This window comes from Lysinibacillus sp. FSL R5-0849 (assembly GCF_038595075.1).
Taxonomy (GTDB): Bacteria; Bacillota; Bacilli; order Bacillales_A; family Planococcaceae; genus Lysinibacillus; species Lysinibacillus fusiformis.
Window position 1 is genome coordinate 2,401,376 of record NZ_CP152004.1, and the last position, 18,250, is coordinate 2,419,625.

15 protein-coding genes and 1 riboswitch are annotated in these 18,250 nt (G+C 38.3%); of the genes, 2 read left to right on the forward strand and 13 right to left on the reverse strand.

The window, feature by feature from the left end; genetic code table 11:
* The first annotated feature begins 236 nt into the window (after positions 1–236).
* A complete protein-coding gene (locus tag MKY80_RS11725) occupies positions 237–1,715 on the forward strand; it encodes an Lsa family ABC-F type ribosomal protection protein (protein WP_008177752.1) in 1,479 nt (492 codons plus the stop codon).
* A gap of 141 nt (positions 1,716–1,856) precedes the next feature.
* Here the strand turns inward: MKY80_RS11725 and MKY80_RS11730 are convergent, their stop codons facing one another.
* The 7 genes from MKY80_RS11730 to MKY80_RS11760 all read right to left on the reverse strand — a co-directional run bounded on the left by MKY80_RS11730 (position 1,857) and on the right by MKY80_RS11760 (position 9,690).
* A complete protein-coding gene (locus MKY80_RS11730; RefSeq protein WP_342529323.1) occupies positions 1,857–2,681 on the reverse strand; it encodes a sugar phosphate isomerase/epimerase in 825 nt (274 codons plus the stop codon).
* Positions 2,678–3,652: a DUF6005 family protein gene (locus tag MKY80_RS11735; RefSeq protein ID WP_089986480.1), complete on the reverse strand. Its 975-nt coding sequence runs from the start codon at positions 3,650–3,652 to the stop codon at positions 2,678–2,680. Before MKY80_RS11735 ends, MKY80_RS11730 begins: the two co-directional genes overlap by 4 nt.
* 13 nt (positions 3,653–3,665) lie before the next feature.
* Positions 3,666–3,923, reverse strand: a complete 258-nt coding sequence (gene asbD, locus MKY80_RS11740) for a petrobactin biosynthesis protein AsbD (protein WP_008177745.1) — start codon at positions 3,921–3,923, stop codon at positions 3,666–3,668.
* Positions 3,920–5,152: an AMP-binding protein gene (locus MKY80_RS11745; RefSeq protein ID WP_342529328.1), complete on the reverse strand. Its 1,233-nt coding sequence runs from the start codon at positions 5,150–5,152 to the stop codon at positions 3,920–3,922. The genes asbD and MKY80_RS11745 overlap by 4 nt, the downstream gene beginning before the upstream one ends.
* Positions 5,152–6,903: an IucA/IucC family protein gene (locus MKY80_RS11750; RefSeq protein ID WP_342529330.1), complete on the reverse strand. Its 1,752-nt coding sequence runs from the start codon at positions 6,901–6,903 to the stop codon at positions 5,152–5,154. Before MKY80_RS11750 ends, MKY80_RS11745 begins: the two co-directional genes overlap by 1 nt.
* Entirely contained in the window at positions 6,875–8,698 is a 1,824-nt protein-coding gene (locus MKY80_RS11755) for an IucA/IucC family protein (protein ID WP_090001401.1), read from the reverse strand. Before MKY80_RS11755 ends, MKY80_RS11750 begins: the two co-directional genes overlap by 29 nt.
* Before the next feature lie 473 nt (positions 8,699–9,171).
* Complete coding sequence (locus tag MKY80_RS11760; RefSeq protein ID WP_008177739.1) at positions 9,172–9,690, reverse strand: GNAT family N-acetyltransferase; 519 nt, start codon at positions 9,688–9,690, stop codon at positions 9,172–9,174.
* Between the two features lie 122 nt (positions 9,691–9,812).
* Here MKY80_RS11760 and MKY80_RS11765 point away from each other — a divergent pair, with 122 nt between their 5' ends.
* Positions 9,813–10,445, forward strand: coding sequence for a YitT family protein (locus MKY80_RS11765; protein ID WP_090001399.1), 633 nt, complete (start codon positions 9,813–9,815; stop codon positions 10,443–10,445).
* Between the two features lie 116 nt (positions 10,446–10,561).
* On the opposite strand, the gene MKY80_RS11770 is transcribed toward MKY80_RS11765, so the two are convergent.
* The 6 genes from MKY80_RS11770 to mmgD form a co-directional block, all read right to left on the reverse strand.
* On the reverse strand, positions 10,562–11,620 hold the full coding sequence (locus MKY80_RS11770; RefSeq protein WP_089986477.1) for an enoyl-CoA hydratase/isomerase family protein: 1,059 nt from the start codon (positions 11,618–11,620) through the stop codon (positions 10,562–10,564).
* Between the two features lie 14 nt (positions 11,621–11,634).
* Positions 11,635–12,420, reverse strand: a complete 786-nt coding sequence (locus tag MKY80_RS11775) for an enoyl-CoA hydratase-related protein (protein ID WP_239354633.1) — start codon at positions 12,418–12,420, stop codon at positions 11,635–11,637.
* A gap of 10 nt (positions 12,421–12,430) precedes the next feature.
* The gene (locus MKY80_RS11780; protein ID WP_089986475.1) at positions 12,431–14,089 is read right to left on the reverse strand and encodes an acyl-CoA dehydrogenase family protein; all 1,659 of its coding nucleotides are present in this window, start codon (positions 14,087–14,089) and stop codon (positions 12,431–12,433) included.
* Positions 14,090–14,134: 45 nt separating this feature from the next.
* Positions 14,135–15,049 (reverse strand): methylisocitrate lyase, encoded by a 915-nt coding sequence (prpB, locus tag MKY80_RS11785; protein WP_342529337.1) that lies wholly within the window; start codon positions 15,047–15,049, stop codon positions 14,135–14,137.
* Positions 15,050–15,091: 42 nt separating this feature from the next.
* Entirely contained in the window at positions 15,092–16,525 is a 1,434-nt protein-coding gene (locus MKY80_RS11790; RefSeq protein ID WP_008177727.1) for a bifunctional 2-methylcitrate dehydratase/aconitate hydratase, read from the reverse strand.
* A 98-nt stretch (positions 16,526–16,623) separates the two neighbouring features.
* A complete protein-coding gene (gene mmgD, locus MKY80_RS11795) occupies positions 16,624–17,745 on the reverse strand; it encodes a citrate synthase (RefSeq protein WP_089986473.1) in 1,122 nt (373 codons plus the stop codon).
* A gap of 189 nt (positions 17,746–17,934) precedes the next feature.
* Positions 17,935–18,130, reverse strand: a riboswitch (cobalamin riboswitch).
* Positions 18,131–18,250 lie beyond the last annotated feature (120 nt).

Here is an 18,250-nt window from a genome sequence, read left to right on the forward strand (position 1 = left end):
CCGACTAATCCTTCCAATGACAATTGGGGGGATTTTTTTATTCTCTCATAGTTACATCAAAATTCTAAAAAAGGAGTGTGGAAAATGAGCGATTTAGACACAATTGTTACACATGTAAATCTCCGTATAAGTCGTTAATATCCATCCTACTTATGCGGAGACATGGATTCCAGATGGATATGCCGACTTTGTATAAAAGAAAGAAAAAAGGTTTGCTATACAAAGGAGGAGTTATCATGTCAATGATACAAGTTCAAAATTTAACATTTTCCTATCCAGGTAGCTTTGATCCTATTTTTGAAGGTGTTAACTTTCAATTAGATACGGATTGGAAACTAGGATTTATCGGTCGAAATGGTCGCGGGAAGTCAACATTCTTTCAGTTATTATTAGGGAAATATGAGTATAGTGGGAAAATTAATGCTTCAGTAGATTTTACTTATTTCCCCTACCCTGTTGCAGATCGGAACAAATATACGTATGAAATTTTTGAGGAGATTTGCCCGCAGGCAGAGGATTGGGAGTATCTTCGTGAAATATCGTATCTACATGTAGATGCTGAGGTTATGTATCGCCCCTTTTATACATTATCGAACGGAGAACAAACGAAGGTTTTGCTTGCTGCCCTTTTCTTGACGGAGGGAAAATTTCTATTAATTGATGAACCGACTAACCATCTAGATACAGATGCACGAAAAATTGTCGCTAACTATTTAAAGAAGAAAAAAGGATTTATTTTGATTTCGCATGACAGAACGTTTTTAGATGGCTGTGTGGACCATATCCTTTCCATCAATCGAGCCAATATTGACGTTCAAAGTGGTAACTATTCTTCATGGAAGTTAAATTTTGATAGACAGCAGGAACATGAGGAAGCAACAAACCATCGTCTACAAAAGGACATTGAAAGATTAAAACATTCCTCGAAGCGTTCGGCAGGCTGGTCCAATCAAGTTGAGGCTTCTAAAAATGGGACGACGAATTCAGGGTCTAAGCTAGATAAAGGTTTTGTCGGACATAAGGCAGCTAAGATGATGAAGAGAGCGAAGCACATTGAATCAAGACAGCAAAAAGCGATTGATGAAAAATCAAAATTGCTAAAAAATGTAGAAAAAACGGAGTCTTTGAAACTAGAGCCATTGGCATTTCAGTCAAAGGAACTTATAACTTTGACCGATGTATCTGTTCGATATGATGACCACATGATTAATCAACCATTAAGCTTTAAAGTTGAACAGGGTGATCGTATTGTTCTTGATGGAAAAAACGGAAGCGGTAAAAGTAGTGTTTTAAAACTTATTCATGGAAACGACATACAGCATACGGGTACTATCCATGTAGGCTCAGGTCTTATTATATCTTATGTTCAGCAGGATACTTCCCACTTGAAGGGATCATTATCTGATTTTATTGAAGAGCATGAGATTGATGAAACATTATTTAAATCCATCCTTCGTAAAATGGATTTTGATCGAATTCAATTTGAGAAGGATATTGCTCATTATTCAGGTGGGCAAAAGAAAAAACTACTTATTGCCAAAAGTTTATGTGATAAAGCTCATTTATATATTTGGGATGAACCATTAAACTTTATAGATATCTATTCCCGTCTACAAATTGAAGAGCTCATCCAGAGCTTTAATCCTACAATGGTGTTTGTAGAGCATGACCAGGTATTTCAGCAAACGGTGGCGACCAAAATTATTTCTATGTAGCTAAGTATGGAAGCTGAAAACTGATCGTTTGTAATCAGTTGCTTTCCAGACGTATCGCTTAGAATAATAAAGCAATATAAAAAAGAAATCCCAAGGAAAAGGTGACAAATGTTTTTTCTTGGGATTCTCTATAGCCTTATACTAAATTTGCACTAGCTGTAAAGCCTTCTTTATATCCTGTATATCCTTTGTTAAAACATTCTTTACATTTGATCCAAACCATTCTAATGAAGCATCTATCTCCCCATTTGAATCTATTTCTGCTAGGAATTCACCGTAATCAATGGCCCCTTCAAATAATGGAACCATCCCTTCTCGAGTCCCTGATGCAGCATAGACATTGTGTGGAGCAAAAACATCCAGTTGTGTGCGAGAGGCAATATTTTTCAAGTGAAAATGTGAAATATAAGGACGAAGTTGCTTCATGGCGATAATTGGGTCCATCCCTGATTCCCATACATGTAAAACGTCAAAGTTAACTCGTAAGCTTGAGTGATTCGTTTCTTCGAGTAACTGTATGGTTGAGGGTAGATTATCTGTCAACGTATTCGGATGAGTTTCAACAAGCAAGTATTGTCCTTTTGACTCGAGATAATCACAGATCAATTCAAGTCTGAAAGTAAGTTCTTCTCTTTCCTTCTTACTCGTTTCTAAGCTGCCCTGCTTGCCGACAAAAGTACGAATCTTGTTTGTTCCCCAGCGCTCTGCAAGTGCAGATAACCTCTCTGTTTCAGCCATCATTTCAGCTACTGGTGCCTCTAATGGTAAATAATCACTAAGCATACTCGTTTCCAAACTGAAGGATCTTAGCCAATCTGCTCCATAATGAAGATCATCTGCTAAGTTCTTTGCATGAACACCCCAAAGCTCAATACCATGAAAGCCTTGTGCTTTGGCAAAGTGAGCTAATTGATCTATTGAATGAAGATGGTGTCGAAACGAGATTGTACAAATAGATAGTTTCATAATGTGACCTCTTTCTTGTGTTGTAGTGTTAACCATGCTTGAAAGCATTCTTGTAATCCTTGCTTAATCTTGAACTCAAGTAGATTTTGTTCTTCTAGCTTCACATAAATATCTTCTATTAATAATGAATCATGCGTCATCGCAAGTTTCATCACTCGATATTGAACCGTTGTATAGCCCTTCACTAAACGCTCAATTTCATCACACCATGTGTCAAAGCCTTCCTCAGCACGGCCAAGGGCTTCCCAAAAATATGCAAATGCATGCTCATATGCATATTTTCTTATCGCTATAACTGGCAATTGTTTTATTGCAGCCGGAAGTTTTGAGATACTTTCTTTGTCTTTTTCTGCAGTATGCTCATTAATTATTTCAGCAATGGCATCTGTCAATGGATTACGCTGGAGCTTGATACATGTATTAAAATAGGCTTCAACTGTATCAGAAGTTGGAGCAATGATCGTCTCGGAATCAAAATAATAACCTCCTCCTACAGTTGGCTCTAGGATGGCAGCTATAATTCTTTCCTTCGGTAATAACCCCTCCCAGCGAAAATCAGGGTCATACATAAACCACTCTTCTTCATTTTCTGTCGATTCTAGCATCACATAATGAGGAAATGGACTTTGATGAAATTTATTCTCTCGCTCTGGAAGCTTTGATAAATCTAACATCACCATTACATGTTGCTGGGGAGATTTATGCTCTAATAACGCTAGTAGCTTATTTATATTTTCGTGTTTTGTTTGATTTTCGTCATACCATTTGTGAAGCTTGATTCCATAAAGCATTTCATACCATGTTTGAAAGAAATCATGATCAATTTCATCAGAGTGGTATGTAAGCACACCATTATCAAGCACATCGAAATCCGCATCCCATACCCCAAAATAATAAGGCCTATGATCGACGCCTTTAGTCTTCTTAATAACCTCACAAACACAGCTTACAAAACAATGAACTTTTATCATTTTTAGCCTCCGATTATTCTACCTTTTGCTGTTTTTCTAAGAAGTTTGCTAGTGTCCCTACTGTTTTGAAATCTTTAGGAACAAGCACCTCATCAGGGATGGCAATGCCAAGGTCCAACTCTATATGAAGAATGAGTTGAAGGACCATAATGGAATCCATATACAAATCCTCATTTAATCGGGCATCTTCATTAAAAGAAGACAATGTCTGCAACTCTAATGAATTTTCCATAATATCATAGATGCTTTTGATCAGTTGTTGCCGTGTCATACGGGTATGCCTCCAAGTTTTTTTCTACTTATTTTTCCATTAGGTAGCTTTTCGATTTCACGAACAAACACGAACTCCACCGGAATTTGATGTGGAGCAAGAAATTTCCGACACCACTCTCTAAGTTCTATATGATCAATCGGTTCATCAGACACATAGAGTGCGCAAACTCGCTCTCCTGATAAATGGTCTTGTTTCTTATATACGACTGCTTCTACTATTCTTGGCTCATCCATTAACACGTTTTCCACTTCTTGCGGATACACATTCAAGCCCGCTACATTAATCGTGTCATCGATTCTTGCAAGAAAAGAAAGAATATTATTTTCTAGATAGCCAAGATCTTTCGTATAAATAATTTGTGCAGATGTTTCAATGATAATCTCGCTTGGTGTTTGTTTGTCACCAGCTGTCACCTTCACATGAGGAAGAGGATACCCCATTTCTTTCGGATCTTCCACATTAGGGTGAATGGCAACACAGCCGGATTCGGAGCATCCATACTGCTGAAGGACTTGGTTAGATTTCTCTCTTAATGATGTTAACCAGCCATGTGGCATCACAGTCCCTGACGTCATCACACGATCAAATTGTTGATCAATCGGTAATAATCGACTTAATGTATAAAGTAATGCTGGGGCTCCATAGAGTAAGTGCTGAGGATATTCTTTTAGCTTTTTCAACATATATTTAGGATTATTATTCGTTATAATAACCGGTTTTGCTCCTCTTCTTATACAAGCTAGGACACCACAAATAAATCCATAAGAGTGAGTAACCGGGCAAGCAACAATAGAATTTGTCAAGGAATCAACAGGTAATGTAGTAACATAGCTTTCAATCTCCTCGTCCACTGAGCTCCACGTTCGTTCAATGCATTTCGGAGCTCCTGTTGTACCAGAGCTCATTTGAACTAATACCCCTTCTTGGTTATTGGAAAGATTGGATAATTCGATGAAATCATCAATGGATTGGAACAGTAACAGATGACTACCCGCTGTCGAAGCGATTCTTATGGCACCCTCTTTTGGCGTCGCTGAATGGATTGGGACAACTGACCCTCTTTTTTCACGAATGTATAAACAAAGAGCTATATATTGGAAAATATCATCTGTACAAATTGCTAATCTCCGATTGTTACATTCCTTTAGATGTGGTAAGCGTTCATATATATCAAACTGTTTTTCAATATCTTCTACTGTATAAAATTGATCATTGACATAAAACATCACGATTTCCCCTTTTCATTCGCTTGTGCCAACGCATTGTTGACGATATGGCGAAAATTACCTTCTTCTTTATTTTGCAATTTCTTTTTTAGTAAGGATTCAACATAAATAGGTGTGCTAGTATACTGAAGCTGTTCATTTCTTGTATGGAAAGATGGAAAGCGTTCAAAGTGCTTCTGTATGCCGTCCTTAATTTGATTCCAAAAGCGTATTTCTTCATATCCATATTGCTCTTCTAGCAAATTAGATAGCTCACTTAAATGAAACACGAATAGTGTATCCATCGCTAACTCACGTAAAGCCTCTATAGAAGACATCCAATAATAATCATCGGCAGGTGCATCTTTAAATCGGTCATGTATCATTCCAAAATCGGGAATGAGGTTTCTATCTGCTATGAATTCTTCCGTATATTCGATACTGTCATGGAAATCTCTCAGTACAACCCGAGTCGGCCACCCATTTTCATGCAATAAAATCATATTTTGCGCATGGGCCTCCACTGCAATTCCATGAGCGACAAGTAGGTGCCAAATTGGAATAACACTCACTTCAATCAAGCGTTTTATCCACGCCTCCGTTCCATATCGGCATAGCCAATCATCAATAAACGAACGCCCATCTAACTCCATCATCATGAGTACCGTAAAGGGTACTGCTTCCTCCTCCTCCTTCATATACACGCGCACACTTTCTCGCCATATGGTGCCAAGCTGACCTTCTAATTTGCTACTATGCTTTGTGGCATGCGGTTCAAAAATAATGCCTGCGTATTCTTCCAGTACAATAACAGTCTTTTGTAAATAGGCATCTGATTGAAGTACCTGTTTAAGCCATGCAGAAATATGAGGAGCAGCACAAACAGCATGAGCATGTAACTTTCGTAATGAAGAGGTATTCACCATATTCATTGAGCATTTTAATTGTGCTTTTTGTGGATGTGAAGAATTCCATAATGTTCGCACTGATTGAGTTGCCCTATAGTAATCGCCTTTCACATTTAGAGGTATGAAATCCTTTTGTTCTATTAATTCAGCAAGCTCCTGTTTCATGGTACGCCATTGCCATGGATGAACAGGTAAGAACGTATAGTCTTCGAATATGCCATTGAATCTCGCAAGCTTGCTAAGAAGGTCGTCCCACAGTAAATGCCCTAGCTCTCTTTTCCAGAAATCTTCTTCTTTCTCAAGAACAGCGATTCGTACATAGCTTCTTCTCACTGCCACCCATTGAAGGGTGAATGATTGCTTTCCTTCAGGGCCATAGTCTATATGGTCGTCAATCGTAAAACCGGTTCTAGATTTAAAACAAGGATGATACGGATGTCCTTCAATAATTTCCGATTCTAATTCCTCATAGCTCGAATTTCTTCTCGACATCGGCATTTGGAGATGTCTATCATTCCAATCGCAAAGATTACTCGTTAAATGAAGTTCTTTCAGTAACCGAACTTTATCTTGACGACTCGTCAGTAATTCATCGACTAGTTCCTCAAATGTTGCCTCCTGTATCGTCTCATCCTTGCTTATTAGAAAAATATGATCTCCCTTTATTCGGATGCGATCAAATGCCATTCTTCTTCCTTCACAGCGAAAGGTGTATGTCTGTCCAATAAGAGTAAAAATTGAAGTCCATTGATCCAGACGTGTTTCTTCATAGTTGATTAGTCCCTCAAAGATCATCGCTTCTACAAGCTGTCGCCTTACACGTAGCTCTCCTCTTTTAGAAGCTAAAGGCTGTAGCTGCTGCATAGTCTGCCTCCTCATACTGTCGAACAAATGGGTTTGGAATTTTCGTATATACGGCTTGTTCTAGTTCGGCTTCAAGTTCATCTACATCATGGAACCTTGTTAAAAGGTTTGCTTTGAAGGCAAGCTCTTCTTGATTTAAAATGTTCCGAACAAATGCCTTCCCGAAACCTGTCAATTCGTTTTCTAATAAGTGCAGTTGTTCTATAGACCACTTCAAAAGAACATTTTCGTTAATAAGTTGATCCGCTCCAAATCGAGAAATAACAGGAAACAGTTGATTCATAAATAAATAATACGTAAATCTATCTTGTATAAGGGCATCTTCGTAAAACAGTTCTTCCGTTTCATGTAAAGATGGCTCTATTGCAAGAAGTACATCTTTATAGGCTTTTGATAAGTAATAACCTTGGTTATCACGATAATAATATGTGGTTGGATAACCAGAAGAGATGTTTAATAGACTGTTTTGCTGATGGGCTTCGAGAGCGATCCCATGCTCATCGTATAATTTTAATAATGGTTCAATCGCACATGTCCAATAAACTTTAAACCAATCTAAACTGACACTCTCTAATGACCGGAGTTCGGATTGAGCAATTTTCATGATGAGCTGACATAGCTTTGATTTTTCTTCTAGCAGGGGCTCTTGCACAAGCGTAGCGATCATGCAGATTCCTTCATCTTGGCCTTTAGGAAATACGTTTGAGCGAAAAATAACCTCAAACCCTGATTCCGTCTGGTTAGGAAACTCTACAGTCATATAAGCAGGGTCATGAATCATCTGAAAGGATGGATGATTTTGTAAAAAATCTATTTTTTTCATTAATCGAGCCATAGCAATCCCAGCTTTAAGTTCATGAGTTCTATTGACTCTCAATGAATTTGTTATTTTGACAGGAATTGAAAACTTATACATCATTTCTTCCTGTGAGTTATAAACCGTTCTGATTGAAGAGGTTGCTGTATAAAAAGCTCCTAGCGCACCCTCGTATTTTATGAATCCTTCAGCAATCGCCTTTTTTACATATTGTTGCTGTAGAAGCCATTGTGCTTGTAGGGGGTGGACCGGAATGAAACAATCCTTCACGGACGTAACAAAATTAGGCTGTGATGTTATTAACGATTGAACAATGTGATCACTCGCACTTTTTTCTAATACGGAGGACTCTTGTACCATTTTACGGTCGACACGAAAATAGTGAAGTTGGAAAGAACCTTGTAACTCTGGAGCAAAACTGGTTTGTTGCCAATCTGCCATCCCTTGTCTACTTTTTGGTGTTGGATGAAGCCAATGACCAAGTAAGAGAGACTGCTCCGCTTCAATAAACGTACCGCTAGCCCCAGGTTGCTTGTCACCTTCCAAACTATTTTCAATATAATTGGCCATCGTTTGGTAGCTTTCAATTATGCGAAGAATGAGTTCGTCAAAATGGGAAGAAAGATTAAGACTGCTATCCCTCTTAGCCATCAAATGTAGTTCCTGAATGAGCGTAATAAGTATCGATAATTTATCCTCGACAAGCCATTGTTTTTGTTTTGTACAATACTTCCACGGCGTACCAATTACCTGTCTTCCGACAAGAGATTTATATTCCACCCCAAATGCAAAACGTATGTTTTGTTTTGGTAATTCAAGCTCTAATATATGTGCCTCTGTAATCAGTGCTGATAGTCGTTGTTCTTTAATCCACTCCTCCTTTTTGACCCAATGCCCGCTTCTCACCTCTCGTATATAACAATTTATAAACGCCTGAAACGTTGCATTTTCTGCAATCTGTTTAGCAATCTGTTGCATGAAATAAACCAATCCTTTCACAGAGCCTTTTTACTATTAATTGATAATCATTATCACTCGTTGTTAAAAAAATGAGTCTCCCTTATTAGAAAGACTGAGAAGTAAATTAGAACATTGATTACAATTGATAATGATTATCGTTTTCAATATTAATTACATATTATAGGTAATTTGGAAATGACTCAACTGTCTAAAGACCTATATGGCAATATAAACCATCGAAATAGGTAAAAGTATAGAAAAATACGTCGTTATTTGTATCAGTTATGAAAGATTATTAATATTTAACGGGTTATAAAGATGAAATATTACAAAGAAATAGAAGGGAGAGCTCCATTTCGAAATGGTTCTTATGGCTTGAATGTTTTTATTTTTACGAGCTATGGCATCTAGATGTTCATGCAGAAAAATATTAAGTATGTATAGAAAAATGGCAGAAATGTTGCGATATCAACGTTTCTGCCATTTAAAATTTAAATGAGTGTTTTTGTCATAATTAAATCTACTTGTTCTTCCTCGCCCATGTAAAAGCTGTGCGCTCCAGTTTGAACAAAGCCTATTTTTTTATAAAAGGCTATAGCATTGTCATTTTTATCCCAAACCCCTAACCAGATGCTACTTTTATTTTGGGCTTCAGCTAATTCGATAGCCTTGTTCATAAGATATTTGCCAAGACCTCTTCCTTGAAATGACTGTCGAATATAAATACGCTCAATTTCAAGGGACTCGTTCCCCATTTGTTCAGATTGGGCATCATTGACATTCACCTTTAAGTAACCTGCAATGACATCATTGTCATAAATAAAATAGAATTCTGAAGCTTCATTACATAATTCCTTTTCCAGCCGATACTCTGTAAATGCTTTTTCCAAGTAAGCAGTCATATTTTCAGGTGAATTCTGATCTTTAAAGGTATCATTAAATGTTTCAATACTCACCTCTTGGAGTTTTTTTAAATCACCTAAGCTACATTTTGCTAATTTGATTGACATTGATTACACTCCTTTAAAACTCTTTATAGATTTTATGTTGCAAATGCAACAAAAAGAGTATATATTGAATGTAACTTATTTTTGTTGTATATGCAATAAAAATATGAATGGAGGTTGTAAAAGTGAAATATGTTTTTTATGTCATAGGCATTTTCATCTTAACGCTGGGCATTTCTTTAACTATTCGATCCAATCTAGGTACTTCCCCCTTCGATGCTCTTTTAGTAGGACTATCTAAAAATATAGGGCTGACAGTTGGTAGCTGGGAAATTATATTGGCCATTATTTTAATAGGCTGTAATTCCATACTAACTAAACAAAGGCCCGAATTTTTGGGCTTTATTACTGCTTTTATTACGGGAATTGGGATTGATTTGTGGTTATTTTTGTTACACAATCAGTTAACACCTGTAGCTTGGTATAATCAAGTTGTTTGTTTTGGTGTTGGTTTAGTTGTGATTGGGTTAGGGACTGCCACCTATTTACATACGAATTTTGCACCGATTCCTGTTGACCGATTAACATTAATAATTAAAGAGCTAACGAAAAGGAGCATCTTTTTTGCAAGAACGACTATTTATATCCTGTTTTTAGTGCTAGCGTTAATAGTGAAAGGCCCAATTGGCTTTGGCACAATCATAACGGTTTGTTTTGGAGGGTTCATCCTCCATCTCTTTATGCCGATTACTGGTAGAATACTAGATAACATCCTACACCGCTCTACTCAATCTCAAAATGAAGAGCTCAAAAGCTAGTATTCTTGTTTTGAATGGGGGGATGTCATTTGATAAAGTTTTTTTGCCTAGTAGCTGGCAGTCCCCCATTTCTTCCATAAAAAAATCCTGCTACTAACAGGATTTTTAAACGAAATCTATAATGTTACACTGTTTTCTTGAAAAAACCTTTTCTTATCCTCTTCGGTAAATTCTTCTAATGATTGATAGGTATAATGAGGATTTCGATCCTTATCAATGACGACGGAGCGTACACCTTCATAGAAATCCCTATGTCTTAAAAAATTCCTTGCCAAAATGAAATCGGTCTTAAAGCATTCTTCTACTGTTTTTTCACGAGCGTCAATGAGCTGCTGTAACGTAATTTTTAAAGAGGAGGGTGATTTCGATAGAAGCAAGTGCTTCGTGTCACGAGCAAATTCGCTTGGGTCATAGTCTAGGGATTGTATGATTTCCTCTATTGTATTTCTTGAAAAATGATGGTTTATTACTGTTTGAAGCTTCTCAAGTTCACTGTTCGCGGCTGGCTTACTAGAATATTTCTTTATTAGTTGGTTTAAGATTGAGTTTATATTGTTAGAATGCCAGTCCGTCTGTTTTACACTTTGAAGGAAATCAAATAGCTTATCACTCGTCATATAATGATCTGCACCATTAGCAAAAAGGACGTCTGCTGCTTTAATAGTGGATGCAGTTAATGCTAGGTAGTAACCAATAAAACCTGGCGCTTTGTTTAAGAAATAGCCCGCTCCAACATCTGGAAAAAAGCCAATATTCATTTCCGGCATCGCCCATTTTGTACGCTCTGTAACGATTCGGTGGCTTGCTCCATAGGTTAAACCGACTCCACCTCCCATGACAATGCCATCAAGACAAGCAATAATGGGTTTAGGATAATGATAGATCACCAAATCCACTTCATATTCTACTTCGAAAAAGTTTTCAGCCCCTTGTAATGCATCTTGACTGGATTGTGCTTGATAAAGTGTTTTGATGTCACCCCCAGCGCAAAATCCCTTCTCCCCTGCCCCTTGTAGTAGAATAAGACGTATTTCATCATTCGCTTCCCATTCTTTTAATTTTTCTCTAATGGGGTTAAGCATGTCAGTGGAAAGAGAATTTAAAGCTTTAGGGCGATTCAATGTAATGATTGCCGCACCTCCATCTTCGACCGAAAATAATACTTCGTTTGCCATGTTGGAACCCTCCTTTAACAATGTTTAAAGTGTGGCTGTCTTTTTTCAATAAATGCCTGCACACCTTCTTTAGCATCATTTGTTAACAATAGCTCAGCAAAACGCGTTCGTTCAAGCTCTAGTCCTTGTTGTAAATTAGCCTTCGTGCTTTGAATTACACATTCAATTGTACGAGAGACACTTGTCATACTTTTACCCTCAACAAAAGACTGCGCAACAGTCTTAGCCGTCATCAAAAGTCCCTCAGGTTCTGTTACGAGTTGGATAATACCGAGCTGTAATGCCTCGTCTGCACTCAATTGTTTACTTGTTAAAATTAATTGGAGCGCCGTTGCTTGATTTGTTATTCTGCTAAGTCGTTGAGTCCCCCCGAATGTAGGGAGTAGCCCAAGCTTTAATTCTGGTAAGCCGAGAATGGCTTGATTCGAAGCAATTCGGAAATGACATCCTAACGCTAGTTCGAGTCCTCCTCCAAGGGCCGGTCCATTAATGGCCGCAATAACTGGTTTCTTCATGGCTTCTACTTCATCGCATAGCGCTTGCCCTGCTTGAGCCATTTGTAATGCTTTGTCCTGTTGGCCAAAGGCTGAAACAAACTCCTTTATATCAGCCCCAGCGACAAAAAATCGGCCAGTGCCTGTAATAATAATGGCACTTGTATCTTCATCCTCCGCTAGCTCTTGGAAAATACGACGCAGGTTTTCAATAGAGGCTGATGACAAAGTGTTTGCAGGTGGATGATCTAAATGAATAATAGAAATAGACCCCTCTTTCGTAACGTTTGCCAATGTATCCATCATGTTGCTCCTCCTAACTAATCATTTTTGGGTTGTCAATGAATGTTCTCGCAAGTGCCCTTTTTTTCATAAATAGATTTTGCTGTAGTGGAATATTTAACTGTCGAATATTATTTAGCAAGCTTACTCGTTTTTGCTCACTGCTTTCAGCAGCCGTAATTATAGTAATCGCACTTTCTTCTATTTTTCGGTAACCCTCTTGGCATAATATGTCTGTCATCAATTGTTTTGTTTGCTCATGTACAGCTTTTTTCGACCTCAGCCAAGCTGATTCCATGACATAGCTTTCCGTGGCTATATCCGCCAACAAACGCATAAATTCTTGCTCCTGCTCGAGTTGAATCTGTGCATTCGTAATGACTGTAATTGCTAGTTGCATCAAATGCTTGGAGAGAAGGATATAATGGTGATTTTTTTCTAATGGTTGACAGTGAATAAAATCATCTGCAATTGCAGTTGTTTGTACATTTTTTTTCCACAGCATTTTAGCCAATGTGAGGCGATTGATTTCATTTGTACCTTCGAAAATACGACTAATTCTTGCGTCCCGATACAAACGTTCCACATCATATTCTTGCATATAGCCATATCCACCATGTATTTGGACAGCTTCATCAGCAATTTTTCCAAGTGCTTCGGAACAATGTACTTTATGGAGTGCGCATTCGAGTGCAAAATCGGATATTTTCTGGACCATCGTTTCCTTACTTCCTGATGCAATAGCCTCATCCATTTTTCCAGCCGTTCGGTATGCAGCACTTTCTGCTCCATAAATCAATACGGCCATGTCAGCAAGTTTTTCCTGTATCATTGTAAAATCAACGATAGATCGTTCAAATTGTCTCCGTCCCTTTCCGTAATTCACAGCTAATTGAAATGCCTGTTTGGCAGTTCCTATATTGGAAAAGGCTAGCTTTAGACGTGCCATATTCAAGATGTTCATAGCGACAATATGCCCTTTGCCAACCTCTCCAAGAACATGATCGATTGGCACTATAACGTCTTCTAAAATGAGCGTTGCCGTTGAAGAGCCTTTAATGCCCATTTTCTCCTCTTCCTGACCTACGGATACCCCTTTAAAGGAGCGTTCGACAATTAACGCAGTCATGCCATTATGCGTCTGGGCAAAAACAACGAAGACGTCTGCTAGCTGAGCATTCGTAATCCATTGCTTTTCTCCGTTTACTATCCATGCTGTACCATCTTCTGTTAATCTAGCATTCGTTTTGGGGCGCAGTGCATCAGAACCTGCATCGGACTCTGTAAGTGCATAGGCACCAACCCATTCTCCAGATGCAAGCTTTGGTAAGTACCTCAGCTTTTGCTCCTCATTGCCAAAATAGACATAGGGTAATGTGCCCACCCCAGCATGGATATTGTAGGAAACGCTGAAAGAGCCCCCAAAACCCATTTTCTCTGCTACAAGACCGGAAATTGTTTTATGGAGCTCGAGTCCTCCATAAGCCTCGGGAATTTCAATGGCCAGTAAGCCAAGATCACCTGCTTTTTGAAATAGTTGACGAGTGATCTCATACTGTTGCTGTTCAATAGATGAAATATTCGGTGAGACATCCTGTTTAATGAAGAGCTCAGCAGTTTTTGCAATGAGCTCCTCTTCATCATGAAAATCCTCTGGTGTAAAGATCGTCATTTTGTCTTCTAGTTGATCCATATGAGTCCTCCTTGAAAGAAAGTGGAGAGAAACCATTCAGCTCCCCTACTTTATTTCCTCCTTAGGTAAAATGGTTTTCGCTAATTCACGATCTAAATCCTCGAATTGATAGTAGGAAATCGTTTCATATAATTCGCTTCTTGTTTGCATATCCTCAACTGCTTCTTGTTGTGTTCCAGTATTTTTTATTAATTCAAATATACGCTCGTATGCTTTCGCTGCAACTCTCATAGACGTAACAGGATAAATGACCATCGAGTAGCCCATTTTTTCAAATTCCTTAGCGGTATAATAAGGAGTTTGACCAAATTCAGTCATATTGGCTAATAAGGGTGCATTTAACTCATTGGCAAATTGTTTAAACTCCTTGTCAGTTTGTAATGCCTCTGGAAAAATAGCATCTGCCCCAGCAGCAACATATGCTTTGGCTCTTAGAATAGCCTGCTCTAAGCCTTCAACAGACCTTGCATCCGTGCGAGCAATAATTACTAATGTAGGGGCTATTTGTTTAATCGTTTTTATTTTTTGTATCATTTCCTCTATTGAAATAAGAGTTTTGCCATTTAAATGTCCACATTTTTTAGGAAGATTTTGGTCCTCTAGCTGTACGGCAGCGACCCCTGCCTCTACCATTTCACGAGCAGTACGGGCAACATTTAATACACCACCAAAGCCCGTATCAATATCCACTAGCATAGGTAAATTAGTAGCCCGAATAATATCACTAGCACGCTGAGCTATTTCATTTGAATAAATCATCCCTAAATCTGGCAGGCCTCTACTCGCTGTATACGCGGCACCCGAAAGATACAGTGCATCAAAGCCAACTTTTTTAGCCATTAAACCTGCCATTGCATCATGTGCTCCGGGTATTTGCAAAATAGCTGAACGAGCAATAAGAGCTTTAAATTGTTCAGCTAATTGTTTTTGTGTCTTCGCTTCTTGAACAATCCACGCCATTTTTAAAAACCTCCTCTTTATTGCGTTCGGAATCCTTCTAAATTAAATAAATAGATTAATAAATTCATGGACAGCAATTTGTTCAAGCAGCTCTTTATTTGCACAAACCTCATTTATTGTATTGAGTTGTTTTTGAGAATAATGCGTACTAATGTTTTGCTGGAATTTATCAATGATCTGAGGAAATGCTTCCTCACGGCGGAAACGATGTCCTAAAGGATATTCACACTCAATTAGCTCGGATGATGTACCATCTTTGTAATAAACTTGAACAGCATTCGCAATGGATCGTTTATCAGGGTCTAAATAGTCGATTGTATATTGGCTTTTTTCCACGACAACCATTTTATTTCGCAAGTCATCAATACGTGGGTCTACAGCCACCTCATCTTCGTAGTGATCTGCTGTAATGTCACCATAAATAAGACCAATAGCTGTAATATATTGAAGGCAGTGATCACGATCAGCAGGATTGTGAAGTGGCCCTTCTTTATCGATAATTCGTATGGCTGATTCATGCGTCGTAATGTTAATGCGGTCAATTTCAGCTAGGCGATTCTTTACTTCAGGATGTAAATGAACAGCACATTCTGCAGCCGTTTGAGCATGAAATTCTGCAGGGTAAGACACTTTAAAGAGGACATTTTCCATAACATAAGATGCAAGTGGTCTCGCAAGCTTTAATTCTTGCTTATTAAAGAGCACATCTTGGAATCCCCAGCCTGGTGCAGATAATGCAGTTGCATAGCCCATTTCCCCTTTCACAGCCATCATTGCTAGTTGTACCGCCCTGCTTGTAGCGTCACCAGCAGCCCATGATTTTCTAGATCCCGTATTAGGGGCATGTCGATAGGTTCTTAAACTTGAATTATCAATCCAAGCATTTGATAAAGCATTGACAATTTCTTGATGAGTACCACCTAAAGCCTTTGTTACTACAGCTGTTGTTGCTATTTTGACAAATAAGACGTGATCTAAGCCAACACGATTTAAGCTATTTTCGAGTGCAAGTATTCCTTGTATTTCATGAGCTTGTATCATCATTTCTAAAACGTCTTTTATTTGGAGAGGCTCTTGCCCTTCTGCAACACCTACACGACTCAAATAATCGGCTACAGCTAAAATGCCACCTAGATTATCAGAAGGATGCCCCCATTCTGCCGCCAACCATGTATCGTTATAATCCAACCAACGGATCATACAACCGATATTAAAGGCACCTTTAACTGGATCAAGGACATAGGATGTTCCTGGAATACGAGTACCATTTGGAACGACTGTACCTGGTACTACAGGACCCAGAAGTTTTGTACATTCAGGATATTGTAAAGCTAAAATGCCACAACCTAACGTATCCAATAAAACATATCGAGCCGTTTCGTAAGCTTCTTCGCTCGTAATCTTTGTGTTTAATACGTAATCCGCAATATCAACAAGAAGCTGGTCTGTCATCGTTTTTTCATTCGTTTTAATCATCTATATCTTCCTTTCAAGGTATGAATTTGATATACTAGTATGCTGATGGGCATTGGTCAGAATGTCCATCAGCTCTATGGCGAGTTGTTAAAACTTGATTATACCGACAATTCTTCAAGGTTATGACGCTCGCCTATATAATGAACACGAGGTCTAAATAATCGATTATTGTCATGTTGTTCGATCACATGTGCACATAAACCAATCGTTCGAGAGCCAAAGAAAATAGGCGTATATAATTCAATTGGTAAGCCCAGCATGTAGTACACTGGCGCAGCATAATAATCTAAATTTGGATACAAGCCTTTTTCCTCCACCATCACTTTTTCACCAGCTTCACACATGTGATATAAGCGGTCATCCCCTTGCTCCAAGCATAATTTATACAAAGCTTCTTTCATGATCTGCGCTCTTGGGTCCATTTTTTTCATATAGACACGATGGCCAAAGCCCATTATTTTCTCTTTATTTTTGAGCTTGTTTTTCAGCATCGCTTCAAAGCCTTCCACTGTCTTAGCTTCAAGCAGCATATACATGACTGCCTCGTTCGCCCCACCATGCAAATTTCCTTTCAATGATGCGACAGCACCAGTTAGAGCACCATACAGATCGGATTGTGTGGAGGCAATAACACGAGCAGCAAAGGTCGAATTCGGCATTTCATGTTCACTATATAAAACAAGTGATTGGTCAAAAATTTCCTCTTCTAATGGTGTTGGTTTTCTTCCAGTAATCATGTAATAAAAATTAGCACTATATGAAAGCTCACTATCCGGTTCTACTACCTCTTGACCATTTAATACACGGTAGCTATTCGCAACGATATTGGGCATTCCGCCTAAAAGTCGATATGCTCGTGTTACATTCTTTTCAGTCGAACGATCATTGATGTGCTGATCATACCCTGCTAACGCTGAAATTCCAGTTCTAAGGCCGTCCATAGCATGTGTCCCATTTGGTAATAAGTTGAAAATTTGAAAAAGCTCTTGTGGAACGTGATAGTTTTCTTTCAATTTATCTTGTAAGTCAGCTTGTTGCTCAGTAGTTGGTAGGTTTCCGTGCAATAATAAATGGACAATATCTAAATAGGAATATCGCTGAGATAGTTCAATCAAATCATAGCCCCGTATAACAATTTGGCTTCCTACTACGTCTAAGAAAGACAGTTTTGTTTCCGCAGCAATAACTCCATCAAGACCTGGTGAATACGTTAACTCCATGAATTACAACCCCTTTGTTTAATCATTCTTGTAAGCGTTACCATTCAAACTCGAAAGAACAACAAAAAAACAACTTCTACCCCTTTAGAAGTTGTTAATCTACAAAAGTATGACAGAACAAAAAACAGTGAACTTACATCCATTCACAATCACCATACAGTAGCTAACACCTCCCTATCCTCGTAGGTCAATTGATGCTTATTTAGCGGCAGGTCTCCTGACTTATCATCAACATTCCTATAACACCTTCCCGTTTTGATGAACAAAACAGTGGCCACGTTATGGAACTCCTACATACAGTTGCGGGACAGTGTTGGACTCACACCAACTTCCCTTTTAATCAAATGGAATCAAACCCATTTGAACCACCAAAATTTAGCATATTCAATTTGTCTTTTTACCTTAACATAGAGGTTTCCAAACAATCAATATAGGTAAAATTCAGAAAAGACTGATTATAAAAAGCTATTTTTCATTTTTGACGAACTATTCTGCATATTTAAGC

What these genes read in the sequence shown, in the direction of transcription:
- MKY80_RS11725 (WP_008177752.1), top strand. Translation starts at nt 237, where the DNA reads ATGTCAATGATACAAGTTCAAAATTTAACATTTTCCTATCCAGGTAGC.
- MKY80_RS11730 (WP_342529323.1), bottom strand. Translation starts at nt 2,681, where the DNA reads ATGAAACTATCTATTTGTACAATCTCGTTTCGACACCATCTTCATTCA.
- MKY80_RS11735 (WP_089986480.1), bottom strand. Translation starts at nt 3,652, where the DNA reads ATGATAAAAGTTCATTGTTTTGTAAGCTGTGTTTGTGAGGTTATTAAG.
- asbD (WP_008177745.1), bottom strand. Translation starts at nt 3,923, where the DNA reads ATGACACGGCAACAACTGATCAAAAGCATCTATGATATTATGGAAAAT.
- MKY80_RS11745 (WP_342529328.1), bottom strand. Translation starts at nt 5,152, where the DNA reads ATGTTTTATGTCAATGATCAATTTTATACAGTAGAAGATATTGAAAAA.
- MKY80_RS11750 (WP_342529330.1), bottom strand. Translation starts at nt 6,903, where the DNA reads ATGCAGCAGCTACAGCCTTTAGCTTCTAAAAGAGGAGAGCTACGTGTA.
- MKY80_RS11755 (WP_090001401.1), bottom strand. Translation starts at nt 8,698, where the DNA reads ATGCAACAGATTGCTAAACAGATTGCAGAAAATGCAACGTTTCAGGCG.
- MKY80_RS11760 (WP_008177739.1), bottom strand. Translation starts at nt 9,690, where the DNA reads ATGTCAATCAAATTAGCAAAATGTAGCTTAGGTGATTTAAAAAAACTC.
- MKY80_RS11770 (WP_089986477.1), bottom strand. Translation starts at nt 11,620, where the DNA reads ATGGCAAACGAAGTATTATTTTCGGTCGAAGATGGAGGTGCGGCAATC.
- MKY80_RS11775 (WP_239354633.1), bottom strand. Translation starts at nt 12,420, where the DNA reads ATGATGGATACATTGGCAAACGTTACGAAAGAGGGGTCTATTTCTATT.
- MKY80_RS11780 (WP_089986475.1), bottom strand. Translation starts at nt 14,089, where the DNA reads ATGGATCAACTAGAAGACAAAATGACGATCTTTACACCAGAGGATTTT.
- prpB (WP_342529337.1), bottom strand. Translation starts at nt 15,049, where the DNA reads ATGGCGTGGATTGTTCAAGAAGCGAAGACACAAAAACAATTAGCTGAA.
- MKY80_RS11790 (WP_008177727.1), bottom strand. Translation starts at nt 16,525, where the DNA reads ATGATTAAAACGAATGAAAAAACGATGACAGACCAGCTTCTTGTTGAT.
- mmgD (WP_089986473.1), bottom strand. Translation starts at nt 17,745, where the DNA reads ATGGAGTTAACGTATTCACCAGGTCTTGATGGAGTTATTGCTGCGGAA.